At 63.3% G+C, this 23,191-nt stretch carries 19 protein-coding genes; 10 read left to right on the top strand and 9 right to left on the bottom strand.

The genetic code is table 11. The features are described 5' to 3' along the window. Nucleotides 1-39: 39 nt before the first annotated feature. Genes WA237_RS18100 through WA237_RS18090 form a run of 3 tightly spaced genes read right to left on the bottom strand, consistent with a single transcriptional unit; the run spans nucleotide 40 to nucleotide 3,156 of the window. On the bottom strand, nucleotides 40-1,002 hold the full coding sequence (locus WA237_RS18100; protein ID WP_336099363.1) for a carbohydrate ABC transporter permease: 963 nt from the start codon (nucleotides 1,000-1,002) through the stop codon (nucleotides 40-42). Continuing rightward, entirely contained in the window at nucleotides 1,002-1,997 is a 996-nt protein-coding gene (locus WA237_RS18095) for a carbohydrate ABC transporter permease (protein ID WP_442970285.1), read from the bottom strand. Before WA237_RS18095 ends, WA237_RS18100 begins: the two co-directional genes overlap by 1 nt. A 1-nt stretch (nucleotide 1,998) precedes the next feature. Continuing rightward, nucleotides 1,999-3,156: an ABC transporter ATP-binding protein gene (locus WA237_RS18090; RefSeq protein WP_336099361.1), complete on the bottom strand. Its 1,158-nt coding sequence runs from the start codon at nucleotides 3,154-3,156 to the stop codon at nucleotides 1,999-2,001. A 113-nt stretch (nucleotides 3,157-3,269) separates the two neighbouring features. Between WA237_RS18090 and WA237_RS18085 the strand changes: the two genes are divergently transcribed. Next, on the top strand, nucleotides 3,270-4,145 hold the full coding sequence (locus WA237_RS18085) for a LysR family transcriptional regulator (protein ID WP_336099359.1): 876 nt from the start codon (nucleotides 3,270-3,272) through the stop codon (nucleotides 4,143-4,145). Nucleotides 4,146-4,478: 333 nt separating this feature from the next. Continuing rightward, a complete protein-coding gene (locus tag WA237_RS18080) occupies nucleotides 4,479-6,080 on the top strand; it encodes an ABC transporter substrate-binding protein (RefSeq protein ID WP_336099357.1) in 1,602 nt (533 codons plus the stop codon). A gap of 57 nt (nucleotides 6,081-6,137) precedes the next feature. Here the strand turns inward: WA237_RS18080 and WA237_RS18075 are convergent, their stop codons facing one another. Beyond that, on the bottom strand, nucleotides 6,138-7,130 hold the full coding sequence (locus WA237_RS18075) for a LysR family transcriptional regulator (protein WP_336099356.1): 993 nt from the start codon (nucleotides 7,128-7,130) through the stop codon (nucleotides 6,138-6,140). A 28-nt stretch (nucleotides 7,131-7,158) separates the two neighbouring features. On the opposite strand from WA237_RS18075, the gene WA237_RS18070 reads away from it, so the two are divergent. From WA237_RS18070 to WA237_RS18050, 5 genes are all read left to right on the top strand, one after another. Then, nucleotides 7,159-8,496 (top strand): aminotransferase, encoded by a 1,338-nt coding sequence (locus WA237_RS18070; protein ID WP_336099355.1) that lies wholly within the window; start codon nucleotides 7,159-7,161, stop codon nucleotides 8,494-8,496. Then, entirely contained in the window at nucleotides 8,493-9,905 is a 1,413-nt protein-coding gene (locus WA237_RS18065; protein WP_336099353.1) for an amidase, read from the top strand. Before WA237_RS18070 ends, WA237_RS18065 begins: the two co-directional genes overlap by 4 nt. A gap of 119 nt (nucleotides 9,906-10,024) precedes the next feature. Continuing rightward, nucleotides 10,025-10,486 (top strand): (2Fe-2S)-binding protein, encoded by a 462-nt coding sequence (locus tag WA237_RS18060; protein ID WP_336099351.1) that lies wholly within the window; start codon nucleotides 10,025-10,027, stop codon nucleotides 10,484-10,486. A 3-nt stretch (nucleotides 10,487-10,489) separates the two neighbouring features. Next, entirely contained in the window at nucleotides 10,490-12,733 is a 2,244-nt protein-coding gene (locus tag WA237_RS18055; RefSeq protein WP_336099349.1) for a xanthine dehydrogenase family protein molybdopterin-binding subunit, read from the top strand. Nucleotides 12,734-12,743: 10 nt separating this feature from the next. Beyond that, nucleotides 12,744-13,379, top strand: a complete 636-nt coding sequence (locus tag WA237_RS18050) for a hypothetical protein (protein ID WP_336099347.1) — start codon at nucleotides 12,744-12,746, stop codon at nucleotides 13,377-13,379. A 57-nt stretch (nucleotides 13,380-13,436) separates the two neighbouring features. Here WA237_RS18050 and WA237_RS18045 read toward each other — a convergent pair whose 3' ends face one another. Further along, nucleotides 13,437-14,120, bottom strand: a complete 684-nt coding sequence (locus tag WA237_RS18045) for a type 1 glutamine amidotransferase domain-containing protein (RefSeq protein WP_336099345.1) — start codon at nucleotides 14,118-14,120, stop codon at nucleotides 13,437-13,439. Nucleotides 14,121-14,251: 131 nt separating this feature from the next. Between WA237_RS18045 and WA237_RS18040 the strand changes: the two genes are divergently transcribed. The 3 genes from WA237_RS18040 to WA237_RS18030 all read left to right on the top strand — a co-directional run bounded on the left by WA237_RS18040 (nucleotide 14,252) and on the right by WA237_RS18030 (nucleotide 17,340). Next, a complete protein-coding gene (locus WA237_RS18040) occupies nucleotides 14,252-15,139 on the top strand; it encodes a LysR family transcriptional regulator (RefSeq protein WP_336099343.1) in 888 nt (295 codons plus the stop codon). 176 nt (nucleotides 15,140-15,315) lie between these two features. Continuing rightward, nucleotides 15,316-16,305 (top strand): zinc-dependent alcohol dehydrogenase family protein, encoded by a 990-nt coding sequence (locus WA237_RS18035; RefSeq protein ID WP_336099341.1) that lies wholly within the window; start codon nucleotides 15,316-15,318, stop codon nucleotides 16,303-16,305. A 48-nt stretch (nucleotides 16,306-16,353) separates the two neighbouring features. After that, on the top strand, nucleotides 16,354-17,340 hold the full coding sequence (locus WA237_RS18030) for a pyrroline-5-carboxylate reductase family protein (protein ID WP_336099339.1): 987 nt from the start codon (nucleotides 16,354-16,356) through the stop codon (nucleotides 17,338-17,340). A 16-nt stretch (nucleotides 17,341-17,356) separates the two neighbouring features. On the opposite strand, the gene WA237_RS18025 is transcribed toward WA237_RS18030, so the two are convergent. The 4 genes from WA237_RS18025 to ku all read right to left on the bottom strand — a co-directional run bounded on the left by WA237_RS18025 (nucleotide 17,357) and on the right by ku (nucleotide 23,001). After that, nucleotides 17,357-18,694: a sensor histidine kinase gene (locus WA237_RS18025; RefSeq protein WP_336099337.1), complete on the bottom strand. Its 1,338-nt coding sequence runs from the start codon at nucleotides 18,692-18,694 to the stop codon at nucleotides 17,357-17,359. A 5-nt stretch (nucleotides 18,695-18,699) separates the two neighbouring features. Beyond that, nucleotides 18,700-19,500 (bottom strand): alpha/beta fold hydrolase, encoded by an 801-nt coding sequence (locus WA237_RS18020; protein WP_336099336.1) that lies wholly within the window; start codon nucleotides 19,498-19,500, stop codon nucleotides 18,700-18,702. A 159-nt stretch (nucleotides 19,501-19,659) separates the two neighbouring features. After that, entirely contained in the window at nucleotides 19,660-22,173 is a 2,514-nt protein-coding gene (gene ligD, locus WA237_RS18015) for a DNA ligase D (RefSeq protein ID WP_336099334.1), read from the bottom strand. Then, nucleotides 22,174-23,001 carry a non-homologous end joining protein Ku gene (gene ku / locus WA237_RS18010; protein WP_336099332.1) on the bottom strand — a complete coding sequence of 276 codons (828 nt, stop codon included), beginning with the start codon at nucleotides 22,999-23,001 and terminating at the stop codon, nucleotides 22,174-22,176. Nucleotides 23,002-23,191 lie beyond the last annotated feature (190 nt).

Below are 23,191 nucleotides of genomic sequence, written 5' to 3'. Positions count from 1 at the left end.
GGGATGGTGGGCGGGTGCGGGGCAACCCGCACCCAAAACTCATTTCATGCCGTTCAGCGTGATCCCTTCGATGAACCGCTTCTGCGCCAGAAGAAAGGCGACGATCAGCGGCGTGACGATCACCGTGGCGGTGGCCATCATCGGCCCGAAATCGGAGCCGTCGCCGCCGCCCTTGAACTCGCGCAGCCCGAGCGGCGGGGTGAACAGGTCGCGATTGCCGGTGACCACGATGCGCGGCCAGAAATAATCGTTCCAATGGGCCACGACCGAAAAGATGGCGAAGGCCAGAAGCGCCGGAATCGCGGTCGGCAGCATGACGCGCCAGACGATGGCAAACTCGCCCATCCCGTCCATCCGCGCCGCATCGATGAGATCATCGGGCACGGTCATAAAGAACTGCCGCATGAGAAAGATGCCAAAGACCGAAATCGACCACGGCACCACCAGCGCCGCATAGGTGTTGGTCAGCCCGATCTTGGCGAGCAGGATATAGAGCGGCAGCGCAATGGCATGGACGGGGATCAGCAGGCAAAACAGCACCAGCCCGAACACCGCCTCGCGCCCCCAGAACCGCAGCTTGGCCAGCGCATAGGCGGCGGGCAATGCCACCACCACCTGCAACAAAAAGATCGAGGCGGTGACGATCACCCCGTTGAGCAGATAGCGCAGCAGCGGCGCTTCGGTGAAGGCCTTGGTGTAGTTGAAAACCACCGGTCGCATGGCGCACTCGGCCTCTGCCTCGGCCATGATATGATCCCGGATGTCACGGTCGCTCTGCCCGGGGAACCGCGGGGCGGCGGCGGCAATCTCGTCACGGCTCGGATCGCGCAGCTTGACGCAATGCTCATCGACCATGAGTTCCTGTCGGCCAAAGAACCCGCCTTCGCCGCGATCAATCTCGCCGGGGGATTTGAAGGAATAGCTGACCATCATGTAGAAGGGCGCGATGACGATGATCACCCCAAGGATCAGGATCAGATGTTTCCACCAGTCGCGGGTCATCAGTAATGCACCTTTCGTTCCACCAGCCAGCGCTGGATCAGGGTCAGGACCATGACGAAGAGCAGAAACAGCATGGTGATGGCCGAGCCGATGCCGATCAGGTTCTGCTGCACGCCTTTCTCGAAAATGGCGAACATCATCACATAGGTTGACTTGTTGGGGCCGCCGCCCTGCGGCCAGAAGGCCTCGATCGTGTCGAACACCTGAAACGCCCGGATGCAGGTGATGGTGACGACAAAGACCGTGGTCGGCCCGAGCGCCGGCCAGGTCACCAGCCAGAACCGCGCCCAGCCGGACCGCGCCCCGTCCATCTCGGCCGCATGGTAGAGCTCGCGATGCACGCTGGTCAGCCCGGCGAGATAGAGCACCATGTTGAACCCGAACCCCTGCCAGATGCCGATGAAGCAGATCACCCAGATCGCATAGCGCTGATCCCCGAGCCAAACGGGAAACCGCTCGGCACAGCCATGGGCCATGAAGGGCCAGATCCGTTCGAGAAACGTGCCGCAACCCATCTCCAGCGTGCGGTTGATCATCCCGATCGACGGGTGCAGCATGAATTCCCAGGCGATGGCCATGGCGAGAAGCGTCGCCATCACCGGCAGGAAATAGATCGTCTTATAGAGCTCGCGAAACCGGCCCAGCGAATTGATGAGCAAGGCCGCCCCAAGCCCGAGTCCAACCGAGATCGGTACCACCGTCACCACATAGGTCAGCGTGGCGAGGAACATCTTTTCATAGGTCGAACGGGTGAAGAGCTTCTCGTAATTGTCGAACCCGACCCAGTCGAAACCGCTGTTGCCCAAGGAATAATTGGTAAAGGACAGGAAGGCTGCGATGCCCACCGGCGCGAGCAACAGCAACACCATCAGCCCAAGCGCGGGCCCGGTCAGAATCCACGCGGCGCGGCTTTGCCGGATGGCCCGGCGCGGCGCGCGCGGGGCCCTGGTCTTGGCGGCGGTTTTGGCGGTGGTGGTGGGATCGATGGCCGCCATCTCAGGCCACCTCGGACGGGACACTGGCCGTCTGCACGACCCGCCGCAACCGAGCGCCCGCGCTGTCAAAGAGAAGCGCCTTGTCGCGGTCGAAATCGAGCGACACGGCGCTGCCGAGCGCCAGCGCGCCGCGCTGTTCGGGGCCCACCCGCAGGGTGAGACGCTGATCGAGCCCGGTGAGGGCGATCTGCACGAAAAGCTCAGAGCCGAGGTTCTCGCGATGCATCACATGGCCATGGATCGGCGCCTCCGGCCCGGCCAGCCGCAGCGCCTCGGGGCGCAGCCCGAGCGAAGCGATGCCCTTGCCGCCCCGATGCAGCATCAGGTCGAGCGGGTGATCCATCAGGATCAGCCGCCCGTCCTCGGCAATCTCGACCGGCAGGATGTTGATCTTGGGCGAGCCGATGAATTCGGCCACCTCGATCCGGTCGGGATCGTCATAGACCACATCGGGCGGCGCGCATTGCAGGATGCGACCGCCCATCATCACCGCGATCCGATCGGACATGGTCATCGCCTCGACCTGATCATGGGTGACATAGACAAAGGTGGCGGCAAGCCGGCGGTGCAGCTCGGCGATCTCGGCCCGTGTCTGCACCCGCAGCTTGGCATCGAGATTGGACAGCGGCTCGTCCAGAAGAAACGCCGTCGGCTCGCGGACAAGGGCACGGCCCAGTGCCACGCGCTGGCGCTGCCCCCCCGAGAGCTGCCCCGGCTTGCGGTCGAGAAGATGCGCGATCTCGAGCATCTCGGCGGCCTGGGCCACCTGCTGTCCGATGTCGCGGCTCTGGGCCCGCGCGCCCGGCAGCAGGCGACCGACAAACGGCAGGCGTTGCAGGCTGTTCAACCGGCGCATCCTGAGCGGGACCGCGATATTCTCGCCAACGCTGAGATGCGGGTAGAGCGCATAGGATTGGAACACCATCGACAGGTTGCGGTCGGCGGCGCGCTGGCCCGCGACCGACTGGCCACCGATGCAGATGTCGCCGCTGCTCTGGTCCTCGAGACCGGCGATGATGCGCAGCAAGGTGGATTTGCCACAGCCCGACGGGCCGACAAGCGACACGAATTCGCCATCGGCAATGTCGAGCGACACCCCCTTGAGCACCTCGGTCTCGCCAAAGCGTTTGGTCACGTTCTCGATACTCAGCCCGGCCATCTGATTCCTCCATCTGCTCCGGGCGGTGTAGGCAATCGACCTTTCACTTTTGTGACGTCATATTAGTGAAACTAATCGTCGCTAAGGCTGGCCTCCAAACTGGAGGAGCCGCGATGCGCGCCAATCATCATCAATTCGTCGCCTTCGCCTATGTGGTGCGCGAGGGCAGTTTCTCGGCCGCCGCCACCCGGCTCGGGGTGACGCAATCGGCGGTCACGCAACATGTCGCCAAGCTCGAAAAACAAGTCGGCTCGCCCTTGCTTTTTCGGAACCGCGAGGGCGTGTCGCTGACCCGGACGGGCGAGGAATTCTATGATCTCGCCGACCGGCTGGTGACGCTCGACACGGCGATCACCGAACGGCTCGAAGGGTTTGAGGCGATGGAGCGCGGCCATATCAAGATCATCGCCAACGCGCCGCTGCCTGCGCTCCGCGCGATCAGCCAGTTCCGTCAGGCCTATCCGGATGTGGAAATCGATTTCGCGCTCTATGCCTGGAGCACCGCCACGCGGCTCTTGCGCGAACGACGGGCGGATGTCGGGCTCATCACCGATCCCCCCCGCTCGGAAGACTGGGAACGGGTCTCGATCCTCAAGGCCCGCTACGTCGCCTATCTCCTGCCCTCGTCCCCGCTGGCCCACCGCGACCTGCTGCATTTCCGCGATCTGATCGACGAGACGATCATCCTGCCGGAAACCGGCTCGCTGACCGAACGGGTGGTCCGCGAGGCGCAGACCAAACATGGCATCCGCTTTCCCCGGACGATCACCATGACGACCTTTCCGCTGATGTGCGAGGCGGTGTTTCAGGGCGCGGGGATCGCGCTTTTCCTCGCCAACAGTGGCCTGATCTCGCGCGGCTTGGTCGAAGTGCCGGTGGCCGAGCTGTCGGCCAGCCATGAAACCGCCGTCATCGCCCCCAAAGACCGGGCGCGCCTGCGGCTGGTAAAAGCCTTCATCGAAATCGCCTCCTCGCTGGATTTCAGATAGCCCGGCGCTATTCGGGCCCTCGCATCTGACGCGCCAAGGCAACCGCCACGTAGCGGTTCCGCAAGGGTATCACCGGATTGAAACCCGCCGAATCACTGCTTCTCTTCTCGCAGCTCTGAGCGGCCATCCCCGACAGACGCGTCAGTGCAGCGTCGTTCAACACCTTTCCTCAGCCAAGTGCGCCTCATATAATTCCCAAATATTATCAATGTTGTTTTATTTAACAAAATAGGTGACAAAAAGTTCTCCTCTGGCTTAGCTCCTCGTTAATGCTGACACGTCCGGTGGCCCATCGCCTCTCGCCGACCGGCCTGCCCATATGGAGGAATGAAAATGAAACCTACGGCCTCTCACTTCGGTCCTCATCATTCATCGCAACCGCTCGCCTTGCCGACCCGCCGGTTCGTTCTGTCTGGGGCGGCCGGTGCCGGGCTCGTGGCCGGGGGCGTCGGGCTTTGGGGAGCGGCACAGGCCCATGCCGCGACGCCGAAACGCGGCGGGCATTATCGGGTCGGCATTCATGAGGGAAACAGCTCCGACTCCCTCGATCCGCGCCTGACCAACGGCGTCTGCATGATCCAGCTCAACCATACGATCCGCAATTATCTGACCGAGATTGCCGCCGACAATACGGTAGTTCCCGAACTGGCAGAAAGCTGGGATGTCTCCGATGATGCCACCACTTGGGTGTTCAATATTCGGCGCGGCGTAGAGTTTCACAACGGCAAAACGCTGACCGCCCGGGACGTCGTGGATTCGTTGAAATACCACCTCCAGGAAGGTTCTCAATCGCCTGGCAAACCGCTTCTCGACGGGGTGGTGTCGATCGCCGAGGATGGTGAGAACCGCGTGCGGATCGTACTTTCCGAAGGCAATGCCGATCTGCCCTATATCCTGACGGACTATCATTTCGTGATCCTGCCCTCGGATGGTGGCGGAGGCTTGGACACGTCCGGGGTCGGCACCGGCCCCTATGTGCTCAAGTCTTTCAAGCCGGGCCAGAGCATGGAGATGGAGCGCAATCCCAACTATTTCAAATCAGACCGGGCCCATTTCGACGCGGTCACGTTTCTCGTGCTCAATGACAGCAACGCCCGGACCAGCGCTCTTCTCACCGGGGAAATTGACGTCGATAGCCAGGTCGATGCGAAAACGCTCGGCTTTCTCCAGCGCGACAAGCGCGTCGTCGTGGACAATGTCCCGAGCGGTGCGCATTGCACGATCCCCATGAATGTGACCCAAGCCCCGTTTGACGACCCCGATGTCCGGCTTGCGCTCAAATATGCCATTGATCGACAGGATATCGTCGACAAGGTGATGGGCGGTGCGGCGGCCTTGGGCAATGACCATCCGATCGGGCCCTCAATGCCCTATTACACCGACATCGAACAGCGCAGCTATGACCCGGACAAGGCCCGTTTTCACCTGAAGAAAGCTGGACGGCAGGATCTCTCGATCACACTGGCAGCGAGTGACGCAGCCTTTCCCGGCGCGCTCGACATGGCCACCCTGTTCCAAGCCTCGGCCAAAGCCGCGGGCATCGACATCACGCTCGCGCGAAAGCCGGCCGATGGATACTGGTCCGAGGTATGGCTGAAAGAACCCTTTTGCGTGGCCTCCTGGGGGGCACGCCCGACGCCGCATGTCATGTTCTCACTGGGGTACAAAGGCGGATCCGAATGGAACGAAAGCAAATGGAACAACGCCACATTTAACACCTTGCTCGGTCAGGCCAAATCCGAACTGGACGATCAAAAGCGCGGCGCGCTCTATTCAGAGATGATGGGACTGTGTCGCGACGATGGCGGCACCATCGTGCCCTTCTTTACCAATCGCGTGTCGACGCGCGGCAAGCATGTCCAGCATCCCGAACAGATTTCTGGCAATTGGCAGCTCGACGGAGCGCGGTCCGCCGAGCGATGGTGGTTCGCGTAACATCAACGCCCAACATTGATCTGCCGCCGTGCTTCTGGCGGCAGATCATTAGCTGGCTCATTTATGCCTCTGGCTTTCGTGGCGCGTCCAGAAGTCTGAATACCATTCGCGATGCGCCCGCGCCTCTGCCTTGAGCCAATCAGCGAATATGGCCAGCGTGCCGTCCACCGAAAGGTTGGCCGGGAAGACAAGGTAATAGGCATACGGCGAGGCCAGCCGCGTCGCAAAGGGACAGATCAACCGACCTGTTTCCAGATAGGGCCGCGTAGAGACCTCATCGCCGATGGTGACGCCCATGCCCTGGGCGGCGGCTTCGAGACAGAAAGAGGTTTGATTATACACCCGCCCCGCCGAGGGGTCGAAATCGGTGAGCCCCTCTGCGGCGAGAAATGATGACCACAGCGATGTCGTCCGGTCATGGATCAACATGTCCTTGTTCAGATCCGACATACGGGGCGGTCGTCCGAGGTGCTCGAAGAATTCAGGCGCCGCGACCGGGAAGAGGCGGTTGGTAAACAACAGTTCGAATTTGCATCCCTGCCATCCGCCGCTGCCCCAGACCACGGCGCATTGATAATCGGTCTCGCGCGGATCGGACACTGCCACCTCCCCCGTGAGCGATATGCGCACCCCGGCATTCTCAAGCTCAAAGGCAAAGAGCCGCTGCAACAGCCAAAGCTGGATAAAATCCGCATCGGCGACAAAGGTGATCTGCTGTGGCTTGCCGGTGTTGATGCTGGTCAGACGCTGCATGAGTTGGGTAAAAGCGCCGCTTGCGGCAAGAGCGACCTCGCGACCGAATGGCGACAGAGCGATATTCTTGTGCTGGCGGATAAAGAGAGGCTGGCCCAGTGAGTCTTCCAGATGCGCAATATGTTTGCTGACCGCCGACTGGGAAATGCCCAGCTCTTCACCAGCGCGGGTAAAATTCTCATGCCGCGCGGCGACCTCGAACACGCGCAGTGCGTTCAAATTCGGCATCTTCCGTCGCATCATTCCTAAACCTCCTGCACTCGATGAGTTTTTTGAATTTGCAAGATTTTTTCTCATATGCCAACTGGAAAGAAGGAGGTCCCAAATGGCTCAGCTCTTTCCCTTTACCGATCCGCTCGCCGCCCAGGAGAAGTCTCCGCTCGAGATCGTCCGCGGCGATGGATGCACCGTGATCGATGCGCAAGGACAGACCTACCTCGACGCTGTCGCGGGTCTTTGGTGCGCGTCGCTCGGGTTTACCAACGCGCGGCTCACGGCGGCGGCTCAGCAGCAATTCGAGACGCTCGGTTACTACCATAGTTTCATGGGACGCACGCCCGCCATCGCCAACCGCCTGTCGGAAAAGCTTGCAGCCCTTCTGCCAGATCCGCTGACACATGTTCTCTATGGCTGCTCCGGATCAGACGCTGTTGAGACCGCCGCAAAGCTGGTGCGCTATTACCAAAACGCGCGCGGCTTAAGTGACAAGAAACGCATCATCGCCCGCGAAGGGGCCTATCATGGTTCAGGCAATGTCAGCGCGGCGCTAACAGCGATGTCCTACTGTCACGATGGCTTTGACACCCCGGCGTCACAGGTGCTGCGCACCGGCCGGCCGCATTACCTCCGGGATGCCGAGCCAGGCGAAACAGAAATTGCCTTCGCGAAACGGCGGGCCCGAGAGCTCAACGCGCTCATCGAACGCGAAGATGCGGGCACAATTGGCGCCTTTATTGGCGAGCCTGCCATGGGCGCGGGAGGTGTACTCCTGCCGCCCGAGGGCTATTGGGCCGAGATCCAGAACGTTCTCGCCCGGCATGACATCTTGCTCATTGCGGATGAAATCATAACGGGATTTGGCCGCACCGGGCGCTGGTTCGGCTGTCAGAGTTTTGGCATCGAACCCGATATGATGACCATGGCCAAGCAGCTGTCGGCCTCTTTCTTTCCGATCTCGGCCGTTGCCATGTCGCAAAAGGTCCATGATACAATCGCGCGTCAGGCACATGATCTTGGTCTCTTCGGACATGGGTTCACCTATGGCGGGCATCCTGTTGGGGCCGCGGTCGCTTTGGAAACGCTCGCGATCTATGAAGAGATGGATCTTGAGCAGCATGTCGGCCGACTGTCGGACATGTTGGCGGAGAGGCTCTCGGGGCTTCGCACCCATCCGCTGGTGGCCGAGATCCGGGTGAAAGGGCTCCTCGCCGCCGTCGAGCTCGGCCCCAAAGGCACAGAAGACGGGCTTGGCACACGGGTCACCGAAGAGGCCGCCGCCCGCGGTGTCTTTTTCCGGTCTATCGGCAATGTCATCGCCATCAGCCCGGCCTACACGATCTCAGGCGCCGAACTGGACCAGATAGCCACCACGCTCGCCGAGGCGGTCGAGGCCACCTATCGTGGTCAAACAAAGCAGCCCGAAAAAGAAGCGGCGCAGCCATGAGCGACGATACCTTATGTGATCTGACGGCCAGCGAGGCATCAGAGCTGTTTCGCAAACGGACGCTTTCGCCCGTCGAGTTGATGACGGCCGTGATACGGCGCGCGGAAGCAACAGAGCCCGCAATATCGGCCTTTACCTACACCCATTTCGACGCGGCGCTAGAGGCGGCGCGCGAGGCCGAAACCCGCTTCATGCGGGGCGAGGCGCGTGGCCTTGGTCCCTTGTCCGGCCTGCCTGTGGCGGTCAAGGATTCCGGCGAGATCGAAGCCATGCCCAATTCCATGGGTTCGCTGGCCTACAAGGATCACATCGCCAAACGCACGTCCCTGGCCAATGCGCGTGTCGTGGAGGCCGGTGCAATCGTTCATGCCAGAACCGCCACGCCGGAATTTTCCTGCGCCGTGACCTGCCATTCACGCCTATGGGGCGTCACCCGCAACCCGCACAACACCGAATACTCTCCCGGAGGGTCATCTGGTGGCAGCGGTGCCTGTCTGGCCGCGGGCAGCGCGATCCTGGCCACCGGCTCGGACATCGCGGGATCCATCCGCATACCTGCATCCTGTTGCGGAGTGGTCGGGTACAAGCCGCCCCATGGCCGCATCCCGATGGATGCGCCGTTCAATCTTGATCGCTACTGCCACGCCGGACCTATAGCCCGCAGTGTCGCGGACACGATCATGTTGCAAAATGTCATGGCCGGCCCTCATCCCGCGGATTGTACGAGCCTCAATGCCGCCGCCCCGATTTCCCAAGTAGGGCGCGGGCTTAATGGCCTGCGCATCGCGGCCTCATTCGACCTCGGCTTCTACGAGGTGGATCCCGATGTGCGCGCGAACATGGCCCAGGCGCTCGATCTCTTTCGGGATTTGGGATGTCAGGTCGAAGAGGTGAACCTGCCTTGGACGACCGCCCTAGAACAGGCCGCTCTCACCCATCTCACCCATATATTCGGGGCCTCCATTGCGGCCGACATGGAGGGGCGCGAGGATGTGATGACAGGCTATGCCCGCGCTTTTGCCGAGGGCTCGCGCGGCGCCTCCGCGCGGGACCATCTGCGGGGCCTCGAGGTTGAGGCCCGGAGCGGCGCGGAATTCGGTGCTCTGATGGAAAGTTTCGATCTCTTTATCTGCCCGACCACCGCCTTGCCCTCTGTGCCCGCCACATTTGATCATTCGACAGATCAGCTCACAATAAATGGCACGCAGGTGGACCCGTTCCTCGGTTGGGTCATGACCCCGGCCTTCAATATCCTGAGCGCCTGCCCAGTGCTCGCGGTGCCCTCCGGGCGCAGCCACAGCAACGTGCCAACAGGCATTCAGATCGTCGGCAAAGCGCTGCAAGAGCAACGGGTGTTCGACGCGGGCCTGGCCTATGAGCAGGCCTGCGGTGGCTTCAGGAGGGGTTAGACGGGCTAAACAGAACGGGCCAGCCCACCGGTGACCTTACGCAACGGGCGCAATTGGGCAATTTCGCTCGCCCGACAAGCCCGCTACCATGGCTGCCAGTCTGACCAGGAGGCAGCGACATGCGACTGACCGTCAACGGGACCGTGCATGAGGTGGATGTCGAACCCGACATGCCGCTTCTTTGGGTGCTGCGCGACGCGCTCAACATCACCGGTCCGAAATATGGCTGCGGCATCGCCCAATGCGGCGCCTGCACGGTGCATATCGACGGCCAGGCCGTGCGCTCCTGTCAGTCCCTGATCGGAGAGCTCGACGGCGCCGAGGTGACCACCATTGAGGGGCTGGGCCAGCCCACGAGCCTGCACGCGGTGCAACAGGCCTGGATCGAGGGGCAGGTGGCGCAATGCGGCTATTGCCAGGCCGGGCAGATCATGCAGGCCGCCTCGCTGCTCGACAGAAATCCCGCCCCGACCGATACCGACATCGATGCCGCCATGTCGGGCAATCTCTGCCGCTGCGGCACCTATCCCCGCATTCGCGCCGCCATCCATGCCGCCGCGCAAAAGCTGCGGGAGGTCTGAGCCATGGCCCGCCTCGGTAAAATCGCCCGCCGCACATTCCTCATCGGCTCTACCGCCGTCGCGGGCGGCGTGGCCTTCGGCATCTATGCCGCGCGCCAACCCTTCGACAACCCGAACCTCGACGATCTCGCCCCCGGCTCGGTCAGCTTTAACCCCTGGATCCTCATCGACCGCGACAGGATCGCCCTCATCGCGCCCCATGCCGACAAGGGACAGGGCATTTTCTCGGCGCAGGCCGCGCTCATCGCCGAAGAGCTCGACGTTGGGCTCGATCAGGTCGAGATCAGTTTCGGCAAGCCGGACAAGGCCTATTACAACCGCTCCGTCACCGAGGCGATGGCGGGCTATCCCCTCTATGATCAGAGCCCGGGCGCAGAGCGCCTGCGCGGCATCCTCGGCGGGATCGCGAAACTGGCGCTGCCGATGATGGTGACCGGGGGCTCCTCGGCCATTCCCGACAGCTATGACAAGCTGCGCGAGGCCGGGGCCGCCGCGCGCGAGACGCTGAAACTGGCCGCATCGCAGCAATCCGGCGTGCCGGTGGCCGCGCTCGCAACGGCCCGGGGCGCGGTGATCCTGCCCGACGGGACGGAAATCCCCTACACCGATCTGGCCGAACGCGCCGCGACGATTGCGCCCCCGCGTGACGTGACCCTGCGCGATCCCAAGACCTGGCAGATCCTCGGCAAGCCCATGGACCGCGCCGATATGGTGGCGAAATGCACCGGCAGCCTGCGCTATGGCATCGATTTTCGCACCGAAGGCATGCTCTATGCCACGGTCAAGGTGAACCCGCGCCAAGGCGGTGCCCTGCTCGGCTTTGACGCCTCCGCCGCCGAGACGATGCCCGGTGTCCGCAAGATCCTCGAAATCACCGGCGGTGTCGCCGTTGTGGCCGACAACACCTGGCGCGCCTTTCAGGCCGCCGAGGCCATCGACTTTACCTGGGCCGAGGCCCCCTATCCCGCCGAACAGGCGCAGCATTGGGAGCACCTCGCTGGCATCTTCGATGACGACCACCTCAACGCCGAGGCCCGCGTCGAAGGCGATGTCGACACGGCCGAGGGCGAGGCTGTCACCGGCGAATACCGGTCCCCCTATATCGCCCATGCCCCGCTCGAGCCGCTGAATGCCACTCTTCTGGTGACCGAGGACCGCGTCGATATCTGGACCGGCCATCAGATCCAGATGTTTGCCGAACAGGTGGTCGCCGAGATCACCGGCATCGATATCGACAATGTCCATCTGCACAACATGTTCATCGGCGGCAGCTTTGGCCACCGGCTCGAGTTCGATTTCATCCGGCAGGCGGCCGAGATCGCCAACCAGATGCGCGGCACGCCGGTGCAGATGACCTATTCGCGCGAAGAGGATTTTGCCCATGACTTCCCTCGCCACATCACGCTCGGGCGCGGCGTGGCCAAGCATAAGGATGGCAAGATCACCTCGCTCGACATCCAGATCGCGGGCCAGTCGGTGATGAAATCTCAGATGGGCCGCATGGGGATGACCCTGCCCGGCCCCGACACACAGCTGCACGAGGGCGCCTGGGACGCGCCGATGTTCAACCTGCCGAACCTGCGGGTGCGCTCCTACCGGACCGAGGCGCTGGCGCCGGTGTCCTCCTGGCGTGCCGTGGGCGCGGGGCCGAATGTGTTCATCTATGAAACCCTGCTCGACGAGGCCCTCCATGCCGCCGGGGCCGACCCGCTCGAGGAACGGCTGCGGCTGATGGGTCATGACGTCTCGGTCAAGGTGTTGGAGGCCGTGGGCGAGATGTGCGACTGGACCGGGCCAAAGATCGCTCCGGGGCGTGGCCGTGGGCTGGCCTATGGCTTTTCCTTCGGGGTGGCCGTGGCCACCGTGGTCGAGGTCAGCCAGACCGAGGCGGGCATCCGGCTCGATCATGTCTGGATGGCCGCCGATGTCGGCAAGGTGATCGACCCGGTGAACCTCGAAAACCTCGCGCAGGGCGGCGTGGTCTTCGGCCTCGGCCATGCGATCAACTGTGAAATCACCTATTCCGACGGCATGGCCGAACAGACCAATTACCACGCCCATGAGGGCATGCGCCTGTGGCAATGCCCGCCGATCAGCTTTCGCGCGCTGGAAAACAACCCCAAGATCCGGGGCTTTGGCGAGCCGCCAATCCCGCCGTCGGCCCCGGCGCTCGGCAATGCGATCTTTGCGGCCACGAGGCAACGCATCCGCGAAATGCCCTTCAACAAACACATCGCTTTCGTCTGAGGAGATGACGATGAACCGCAGGCTCCTTGGCGCTCTGGCCCTGACCATCCTCGCCTCCGCGCCACAGGCCCGGGCCGAAGCCGCGCCACCCGCCGTGATCAACGCCCCTGCCGAAGGCTCGGTGTCGCGACCCGATGGCCTGCGCGCCTTTGACCGGATCTACGAGGTCGTGAGCCACCCGCGCTGTGCCAATTGCCACACCGGGCCAGAGAACATCCCGATGTGGTACGGCGGCAGCGCCGGCCCGTCCCAGCCGCATGGCATGAATATCACCGCAGGCCAGAGCCGCAGCGGCGCAGAGACGCTGCCCTGTTCCACCTGCCATATGACCACCAAGGATCTGGGCGGCGACCGGCCCGCCCCGCCCCGCGCCGGGCTCGATTGGCGGCTGGCCCCGGTGGCCTTCGAATGGTTCGGCAAGAGCCCTGCCGAGATCTGCGCCCAACTGTCGGATCCCGACCGCACTGGCGGGCGCGACTGGCGCGGGTTGGCCGAACATCTGGTCGAGGATGCGGGCCATCACGGCTTTGTCCTCTGGGGCTGGTCCCCCGGCGACGGGCGCGACCCCGCGCCCTATTCGCTTCAGGCGCATGTGAATGACGTGCTCGCCTGGGGGGCTGCGGGCATGCCCTGCCCCACACCCTGACGCAGGGCCCCGCCTCTGTGCCAAGGGCGCCACCTAGTCAGGCAGCGCCCGAAGCCTTTACCCAAGCAGGTCGAGAACCTTTGCCGCCGCAGCCTCTGACGAGGCAGGGTTCTGACCCGTCACCAACCGGCCATCGGCCACGGCATGAGGCTGCCAATCGGCCACCGCCTCAAACTCAGCCCCAAGTTCGCGCAAACGGGTTTCCAGCAGGAAGGGCACCGCCTCTGCCAGACCCACGGCCCGCTCTTCGCTATCGGTAAAGGCGGAAACTTTTCGCCCCTTCACGATCGGCGCGCCGGCCGCATCCACCGCCTTCACAAAGGCCGCAGGCCCATGGCAGACCGACGCAACCACCGCGCCCGCATCCCAGGCCTGGCCAATGGCACCGGCCACAAGGTCACTCTCGGCGAGATCATACATCGCCCCATGCCCGCCCGGGATATAGAGCGCGTCATAGCGCGTCATATCCTCCTCTTCGGGACGGCCGGGGTTCGCCAAAAGCGCCAGGGCCACCGTGTCGGACCGGAACCGGGTGACCGAGGCCGGCGCCTCCTCTCCCACCACGTCCGAGCCGGGATCGATGGGAACGGCCTTGCCGCCAAGGGTCACGAGCTTGATATCGTGGCCCGCGTCGAGAAAGGCGTAATAGGGGGTCGCCAGCTCTTCATACCAGACGCCGGTGGGTTTGCCGGTCTCGCCCAACATGTCGGTTGCGGTGGAAAGAATGAGAATACGTGCCATCTGTCTGATCTCCTTGCAAGCATGTGACAGCCCGATGCCGGATTACTGGCAGGGCGTTGAGTGGGATATAGGTCGCGGTGGAGGATCAAGAAATTGATGCAGACCACTTCAGAAATCGATATTCCGGAGATATGAAAGCCGATATTTCCCTTCTGCGCGTGTTCCATGCCGTCATGGAGGAACGCAATGTCACCGCCGCGGCCCAACGGCTGGGCCAGTCCCAAAGCACGGTGAGCGCCGCCCTTGCCCGGCTGCGCGAGGCCCTCGGGGACGAGCTCTTCCTGCGCGCACGCTACGGGGTGGAGCCGACCGAAAAGGCGCTGGACATGGCCCCCGACATCGCCGCCGGGCTGGAGCGGCTCGAACAGGCCTTCCGGGCCGCCGAACCCTTTGATCCCGCAACCACCAAACGCCGCTTTCGGCTGTTGCTCGGCCCCTTTGCCGAGGTTGTTCTGGTGCCCGATCTCACGGCCGCCCTCGCGCGTCAGGCCCCTATGGCCCTGCTGGAAACCGCCCCCATCGGCCCCGATCTGGACCCGCGTCATCTCGCCGGGCGGGCCTTTGATCTGGCGATCGGGCGGTTTGCCGCCCCGTCAGAGGATCTCGTGGTCTCCGAACTCTTCCAAGACGGGTTCCGCTGCCTTGTCGCGCCCCAGGCCTTGCCGGATGGGGCGACGCTCGACCGTGATCTCTATGAAACCCTGCCCCATGTCGTCGTGGCGCCGCCCGGAAAATGGCGCACCGGGCTGCATCGGCGGATGGAAACCAAGGGTCTGCGCCGCAACACTGCGATCACCGTCTCGCATTTCCTGACCGCCGCCTCAACCGTCGCCCGATTGCAGGGCATCGCCACGGTCCCCGCCAGGGTGGCTGCCCTGACAGCAGGCCCTTACGGGCTGCTCAATCTGCCCGTCCCGCTGGACCTCGGCACCTTCCCGACCGAGCTCGCCTGGCACCCCCATCTGCGCCGCGATCAGGGCCACAGCTGGCTGCGCGGCCTGATCAGGGACATCACCTGACATCGCAGCGGGCGGACCCCGGTCTGCCCGAGCAAGCGACGCCCATTGGTGCGGCACCGCTCTTTATATACGAAATCCATAAACTGATGATCCAGATTGCTGGATTAACTCCGTTCTTGGGGTGGGTTAGGTGGAGGTCAAGCCAACACCCCTATACCCCTCTCAGGAGTTTCCCGATGAAAGCCATGACCCTCACCTCCTACGGCCCCGATGCAGCCTTTGAACTGACCGACCTTGACCGCCCCCAGGTTACGCCGGGTCATGTCGTGCTGCGGGTCCATGCCACGAGCATCAACACCGTCGATACGATGATCAAGAATATGGGCAGCGACCTGCCGCTGTCGCCTGCCCTGCCCGCCGTCCTTGGCATGGATTTCGCCGGTGTGATCGAAGAGCTGGGCGAAGGCGTCACAGGCTTTGCCGTTGGCGATGAGGTCTATGGCTGCGCAGGCGGTCTTGCCGATCTGCAAGGCGCGCTGGCCGACTACATGCTCGCCGACGCCCGGTTGATCGCGCATAAACCCAAATGCCTGTCGATGCGCGACGCCGCCGCCATGCCGCTGGTTGGCATCACCGCCTACGAAGGCCTGCAACGCGCCGGTGTTACGGCCGGGCAAAAGGTTCTGGTGCAGGGCGGCGCCGGCGGTGTCGGCCATCTGGCGGTCCAGATCGCCAAGCATCTGGGCGCCGAAGTCTCCGCCACCGGGACGGGCGATGCGCAAATGGATGTCATCGCGGGCTATGGTGCCACCCCCATCGACTTCATGAAGGAAAAGATCGCCGATTACGTCGCCAAGCAGACCGGCGGCGCGGGCTTCGACATGATCTTTGACGCCGTGGGCGGGGCCAACATGACCAACTCGTTCGGGGCCGCCGCGCTCAATGCTCAGGTCGTCTCGACCGTGGGCCTGTTGGAAATCGACCTGTCGCCCGCGCATTTCAAAGGCCTGTCGTTGCACATCGTCTTTATGCTGCTGCCGATGCTCCACAACGTAAACCGTCAGGTGCATGGCGACATCCTCGCCAAACTGGCCGATCTGGTGGACAGCGGCGCCGTAAAACCCCTGCTGGATGACCAGCGCTTTGGCTTTGAAGAGGTCGGCGCCGCCTACGCGCGCCTTGGCAGCGGTCAGGCCATCGGCAAAGTGGTCGTCGAGCTTCAGTAAGCCACGACTATCGCATCTGGGCGGGGTCCACCGGGCCCCGCCCCACGCATGCCCGACAGAGGTTGCGATCCTTTCAAGACCGACGCCTCAGACCTCTCTTCGCTGAAGGAAAGACATGGCCAGACCCGAGGCAATGATCACAACAATTCCGGCCCAGACGAGGCTGCCGGCGGCCATGCCCCAGAGGAGGAAACTCCACAGGCACGCGAAGATGAGGAAGGAATACTCAAAGACCGAAACGAAGGCCGGCGTGCCGATCCGGTAGGCCTGCGCGATGAGCGAGACGGCGACCACCGCCCCGGAGGCCTGAAACAAGGTAAACCCCAAAAAGCGCGGGGCCTCTCCGAGGCCGGCGGCGCGCCGGACACCCGGCTGTCCTATGTGCAGGACAGCTTGGCCCTGAACCGGGACTTTACGCCCGATGTCATCGTTCTCGCCACCAAACCGCAATTGGTGGAAGACGTGGTCAAGACGCTGCAAGGGCATATCGGGCCCGAGACGACGCTGATCTCGGTCGCCGCCGGTGTCCATTGCGCCACCCTCAAAGCGGCCGCGCCCCTTGGGACGGCGGTGGTCCGGGTCATGCCCAACATCGGTGCGCTCGTCGGCCATTGCGTCAGCGCCGCCTATGCCTGCGCCGACACATCAGAGCCCCAAAAGGCGCAGGTCAGCCAATTGTTCGAAGCCATCGGCCGCCTGACCTGGCTCGACGATGAGGATGACCTTCATCTCGCAACCGCCATTTCGGGCAGCGGCCCGGCCTATTACTTTGCTTTCTGCGAAGCCATGATTTCTGCGGCGCAAGACAGCGGCCTGCCGCCCGAAGTGGCGCGGGTGCTGGCGATCGAAACTGTCACCGCCGCAGGGCAGCTGCTCGCCCAAGATCCCGATCCCACAAAACTGCGGGACATGGTGACAAGCCCGAACGGCACCACGGCGGCAGGGCTCACCGCTTTGAGGGCGGGTGGAACCCTGACTCAAATCGCGCGCACCACCCTCGATGCCGCCGCCAAACGGTCGCGAGAGCTCGGCTGATCACGTCGCTGCCCTATCACCCCTCTTCCTCAGGCCGGAAGATGACAACACAGCACAGCCCCTCGGGGCGGTAATCGACCTCCACCTCGCCGCCCAGATCGGACCTCAGGACGGTGTGGATCATCTTGCTGCCAAACCCTTTGTGCGTGGGGGCCACCACCGGCGGGCCATCGCGCTCCTGCCACACCAGCCGGAGCATACCCTCCCCCTGGTCCAGCGGCTCACAGGTGACCTCGACATAGCCATCCGGCTCCGACAGCGCGCCATACTTGAGCGCATTGGTCGTCAGCTCGTGCAGCGCCATCGACAGGCTCGTCGCCTGTTTCGACGGCAGGGTCGCGGAAACCCCCGAAATGCGAAGGCGCGCGCCGCCCCCGGCCTCTTCGGCGGTCAGCGTGAGCAGATCCATGAGATCGGCGGTCTTCTGGTCCTCGCTGGCCAGGATGTCATGCGCTTTCGACATGGCCTGCAGACGACCGATGAACAGCGGACGGTGCTCCGCCGGCAGGGTTTGCTTGGCGATCCCGCCCACCACGGTGAGGGTGTTCTTGATGCGATGTTTCATTTCATTCATCGCGACCTTGAGACGAAGCTCGGCCTTCTTGCGGTCCGATATGTCGCGCAGCACGATCGAGAAATTCCGCTTATACCCGATTTCCGGCTCTGCGATCGGCACCACGGTGATCTCGAAATGCTGGCCTTTGTCATCCATCGTCTCAAACACGGCCTCCCGCGCGCTTGTGCAGGTGGCGAGGGCCCGCGGGAACCAATCGGGCTGATCCGCGAACCGGATCAAATCCTGCACGCAAAGCCCCTGAACCGCATCAAAACTCCGCCCCAAGAGCCGCTCGGCCCCGGCGTTCCAATTGAGGATCACACCATCCGCATCGACCCGCAGGATCGCGTTCGGAGAGGTGCGGACAATGGCGGCCAACTCATCCGCCTTGCGCCGGGCCGCGCGCAGATTGTCCTCATACATGCGCCGTTCGCGCGCGTCGAAAATTGTGAAATCGAACCGGGTCGGCTGCCCCTTGGAATCATGCCGCGCCACACCGCTGAGCAGCACCGGAAGCGGCGGACCATGCGTCACGTTCAGCGAACAGGAAATCTCGCGGGCAAACCCCTGCAGCCGCAACATCGGCGCCAGATGCGTCTCATAGTAGAGCTTGCCGGGGCCGGTCATGAGGTCGGGCATCCGTTGCGGCCGCTCAGAGCCGGTGGGCAGGTTCAACCAACGCTTCAGCGTCTCATTGACATAATGCAGCCGCCCATCCGGGTTCGTCATGACGATCCCGCAGGGCGCATCCTCCAGGAGTTCCGCAAAGGTGGATCGAAGCTCGTCTCTGCTGCCCATCGCCCTCACCCATCCCCGAGATAGCTGCGAATCGCGGCGATCACATCGGCGGGCACGGTCATATGCGGGCAATGACCGGTGGCCTGCAACACCTGCAGCGTCGCCCCCGGCATCCGGTCCCGCATCCACTCGGCAACCGCCATCGGCACGAGCGCATCATCGTTGCAATGCAGGATCAAGGCCGGGCGCGACACCTGGGCAAAGGCCGGGCGTTCATCCGCGAAAAAGGTCACCCGCCCGAAATGCTGGGCAATGGCCGGATCGGTGCGGCAAAACCCTTGGGTAAGCTCGTCCGCCGCAGGTGCGCCCGGCGGCTGCCCGGCGATGGTCGGAGCCATCTGGGCAGACCAGCCAAGATGGTTTTCATCGAGAAGGGCAATCAGCTCTTCAATCTCGCCTCGCGCGAAACCGCCGTGATACCCCGCCGCCGTATCGTTCAGGAAACTCGGGGTCGGCGAAACAAGAACCAGCCGCGACACCTTTTCCGGCGCCTGATTGGCGGCGCGCAGCGCAATACTGGCCCCGATCGAATGCCCGACGAGCACCACCTCGTCGAGGCCGAGCTCTTCGATGATCGCCAGCAGGTCTTCGGCATGGGCCCGGAGATCGGCATAGCGCTGCGGCTCATAGGCGGACAGATCCGATTGCCCCATGCCGGTCAGGTCATAGGTAACGATCTGAAACTCTTCGGCAAGGTCAGGCACGACCTGCCGCCACATCGACTGATCACAGCCAAAGCCATGGATGAATATGAGCGCCGTACCACTGGCCAAACCGGAAACAACCACCTTGTTCCGCGTCAACATGCCCAATGTCCCTAGAGTGTGCTGCGTCCTTGTGACTGTCGCGATAAAGTCTACCACACAACCCGGATTGATGCAGTATCCCAAGCGCTTGTCGCGGTGCAAAGGCTGCAGGCGCAGCCGATGGGGCGGCGGGCGAGAGACCCCAAGGCATGCAGGCCGCTAGTCCGGCTCGGACCCCGCGCCCTCATCCACCTGTTCCGACCAGTCTTGCAAGGCCTCGATCACATCCGCGTTCAGGCTCTGCAATTCGCTCTGAACCCGGGCGGCAGGACAGTCTTTCTGCAGCCTTGCCGTCATGTCCCCCATCGAAAAACGCGCGCCGCTCTCGATCTTTTTCAGCTCGTCCCAGGTCACCGGCACCGCCACCGGGGCCCCGTCTCTGGCACGCAGGGAATAGGGGGCGATGGCGGTCGCGCCCCGTTGGTTGCGCAGCCAGTCGATAAAGATGCGCCCCCGGCGTTTCGATTTCGACATCACGGCGGTAAAGCGGTCGGGCTCCCGCGCCGCCATCACATGGGCAAAGGTCTTGGCAAAGAGCTTGACCGTCTCCCAGCTGTGGCTGCGGCGCAGCGCCAGCCAGACATGCACCCCCTTGCCCCCGGTGACGATGGCACCGCTGTGCAACCCGAGCGTGGCGAGGGCGTCGCGCATGTCAAACGCCGCCCTGCGAACCGCCTCCCAGCCGAGCCCCTCATCGGGATCGAGGTCAAAGACCAACCTGTCGGGCCGCTCGAGACGATCCGTGCGCGTCCCCCAGATATGGAACTCGATGCTGCCCATCTGCGCCGCCGCGATCAGGCTTTCGGGACGGGTGGCATAGAGATACTCCGCCTTGTCGCCATCGCTTTCCGCGATCTGAATACGCGACAGCTCGCGGGGCATGCCGCCGCCATCATGTTTCTGGAAAAAGCAGGGATCGGTGATGCCAGACGGGCAACGATAGAGCGACAGGGGCCTCCGCCCCGCCAGCGCGATTAGCCGCTCGCCCACACGGTCATAATGCCGCGCCACATCGCCCTTGCTGCACCCCGCCTTGGGAAACACGGGGCGGTCGGCGCTGCTGATCCGGATGCCGCGCAATGTGATCTCTGCATCGCTCTCTGAATCACTCTCTTTCGGGTTCTCCATCGGCGCCTCCACACGAACCTCTGCCGCGTCTTCGTCACCCCGCAGCCCGAGAAAACTGGCATGGCGGAGATAGCCATCCGCGGTGAACTCGGCGAATGCGACCTCCGCCACGAGATCGGCCCGCACCCATCTCGCATCCCGCGCCACCTCTGGCGGCACCTCGGCGCAGGGCGGTGTCTTGCGCGGCGTCATCGCGGCTGTGACCTCTCGCATCACCGCCTCTGAAAACCCGGTGCCAACCCGGCCCTTATAGCGCAGCCGCTCGCCCTCGTGACTGGCCAGCAAGAGCGAGGCAAAGGCGCGCCCCGGCTTGTCCGAGGGCGCATAGCCGACGATGACAAACTCCTGTCGGCGCGTGCATTTGATCTTGCGCCACGCCTTGCTGCGGCGGCTGCGATAGGGGGCATCGATGCGTTTGCTGATGATCCCCTCGGCCCCGGCCTTGCAGGCCTCGGCAAAGACCTCCGGCCCGCCGCCAATGATATGCTCGCTGAGCCGCAGCGCACCGTCAGCCGCCACCCCCGACAACAGACGCTCCAACCGCTCGCGCCGCGCGATCTGCGGCGATGTGCGCAGGTCTTCGCCATCAAGTCGCAGCAGGTCAAAGGCAAAGAAAACCAGCGGACCGCCCTCTTTCATCGCCTTCTGCAGCGACGAGAACGCCGATCCCCTTATCTGCGCGGCCATGATCTCGCCATCGATCAACGCGGCCTCGCAGGGCAGACCGTCAAAGGCACCGTCCAGCGCGTGAAACCTGTCGGTCCAATCATGCCCCGACCGCGTATAGAGCCGCGTCCCCCCCTTGCCGAGCGCCGCAAGACAGCGATAGCCGTCAAACTTGGTCTCATGCAGCCAGTCATCGCCCTCCGGCGCGGCATCGACCAATGTGGCGAGCTGCGGCTTCACAAACTCCGGGCGTTTGCGCTTGCGTTCCGGCCCCAGATCGGGCGGCGCTTTGGCCGGTGCGCCCTTGGCAATCTGCGCCATGCTGCGCCCGGTCTGGATCGACACGGCATTTCCCTTGGTAAACCCGTCCGGCGCGTCGCTGGCATGATCGTCGCGCTCCTTGATCAGCAGCCAGTTTTCGCGCGTCTCGCCCGACCTGCCGCGCATCCGCACCAGCGCCCAGCCCCCTTTCATCCGCCCGCCTTGCAAGGTGAATTTGAGCTTGCCCTCCGACAGCCCCGTCTCGACATCCTCCTGCGGCACCCAGCTCCCGCTATCCCAGAGCATCACCGTGCCGCCGCCATATTGACCCTTGGGGATCGTGCCCTCGAAACCGGCATAGTCCAGCGGATGATCCTCGGTCCGCACGGCGAGGCGTTTCTCGCCCGGATCGGGCGACGGCCCCTTGGTGACCGCCCAGCTCAGCAGCACACCGTTCCATTCCAGCCTGAAATCATAATGAAGCCGCCGCGCCGCATGTTTCTGCACGACAAAGCGCCGCTGAGACCGCCCATCCCCCAACTGCCCCCGCGGCTCCCCCGTGCGAGAGAAATCCCGCTTGGCGTTATAACTGGCCAAGGGATCGAGGGGTTTGGACACCTAAGACGCCTTCTTGGTTGCTGGTTTCTTCGGCTTCTTGCCGGCCTCCTTGAGGCTCTTTTTCAGCGCACTCATGAGATCAACCACATTGTCGCCCCCGCCGCCATCATCATCCGACGCCCGCACCCGCGGGCTTTTCTTGTTCTTGATCTTGGCGTCAAGAAGATCCTGCATCGCTTCGGCATATTGGTCACGATAGGCCGCCGCATCAAAGGGCGCGCTCTTGCGGTCGATCAGCGACCGGGCCACTTCGAGCAATTCCTTGTCGACCTTCTCATCCTTGATATCGGTAAAGATCTCCTCGGCTTCGCGCAGCTCGTCCTCATAATGCAGCGTCTCCATCAAGAGACCATCGCCACAGGGCTTCACCGCCGCGAGATACTCCTTGCCGCGCATCGTGACCTGCCCAAGCCCCACCTTGTTGGCCTCCCGCAAGGCATCGCGCACCACCCGATAGGCATCCTGGGCCAGATCATCAGAGGTGGTGATGTAATAGGGTTTGTCAAAATAGAGCGGCGAAATCTCACAGGCATCCACGAATTGCACCAGCTCAAAGGTCTTCTTCGTCTCGAGCTTGATCGCGTCGATCTCGTCAGGGTCCAGCAGGATATATTCATCCTCCTCCACCTCATAGCCCTTGACGATGTCCTCGGTCTTGACCGGGCCGATGCCGGGCACGGTTTTCTCATAGCGGATGCGCTTGCCGGACGGTTTGTGGATCTGGCGAAACGACACCCGCGACGCGGATTTCGTGGCCGAGAAAATCTCGACCGGAATAGAAACAAGCGACAGTCGAAGCTGCCCTTTCCAGAGTGCACGCGGGGCCATGTCCCAGCCTTCCCTTGATGGTTTCGTGAACCAAATGCCCAGATCACCTTTGCTTTGCGAACGCAGCCAGGGCTCTGCCGGTTCCCCTCCGCCGCCGCGCCGGATGAGAGGAATACCGCCAAACCGACCCGCGCCCCGGGAACCCAACGCCCGCGCCGGGGTTGCCCTTGCTGACATCCCCACCCCGAAG

This window comes from Roseovarius sp. CH_XMU1461 (assembly GCF_037027165.1).
GTDB classification, from domain to species: Bacteria; Pseudomonadota; Alphaproteobacteria; order Rhodobacterales; family Rhodobacteraceae; genus Roseovarius; species Roseovarius nubinhibens.
This window is presented reverse-complemented; position numbering and strand designations above follow the sequence as displayed.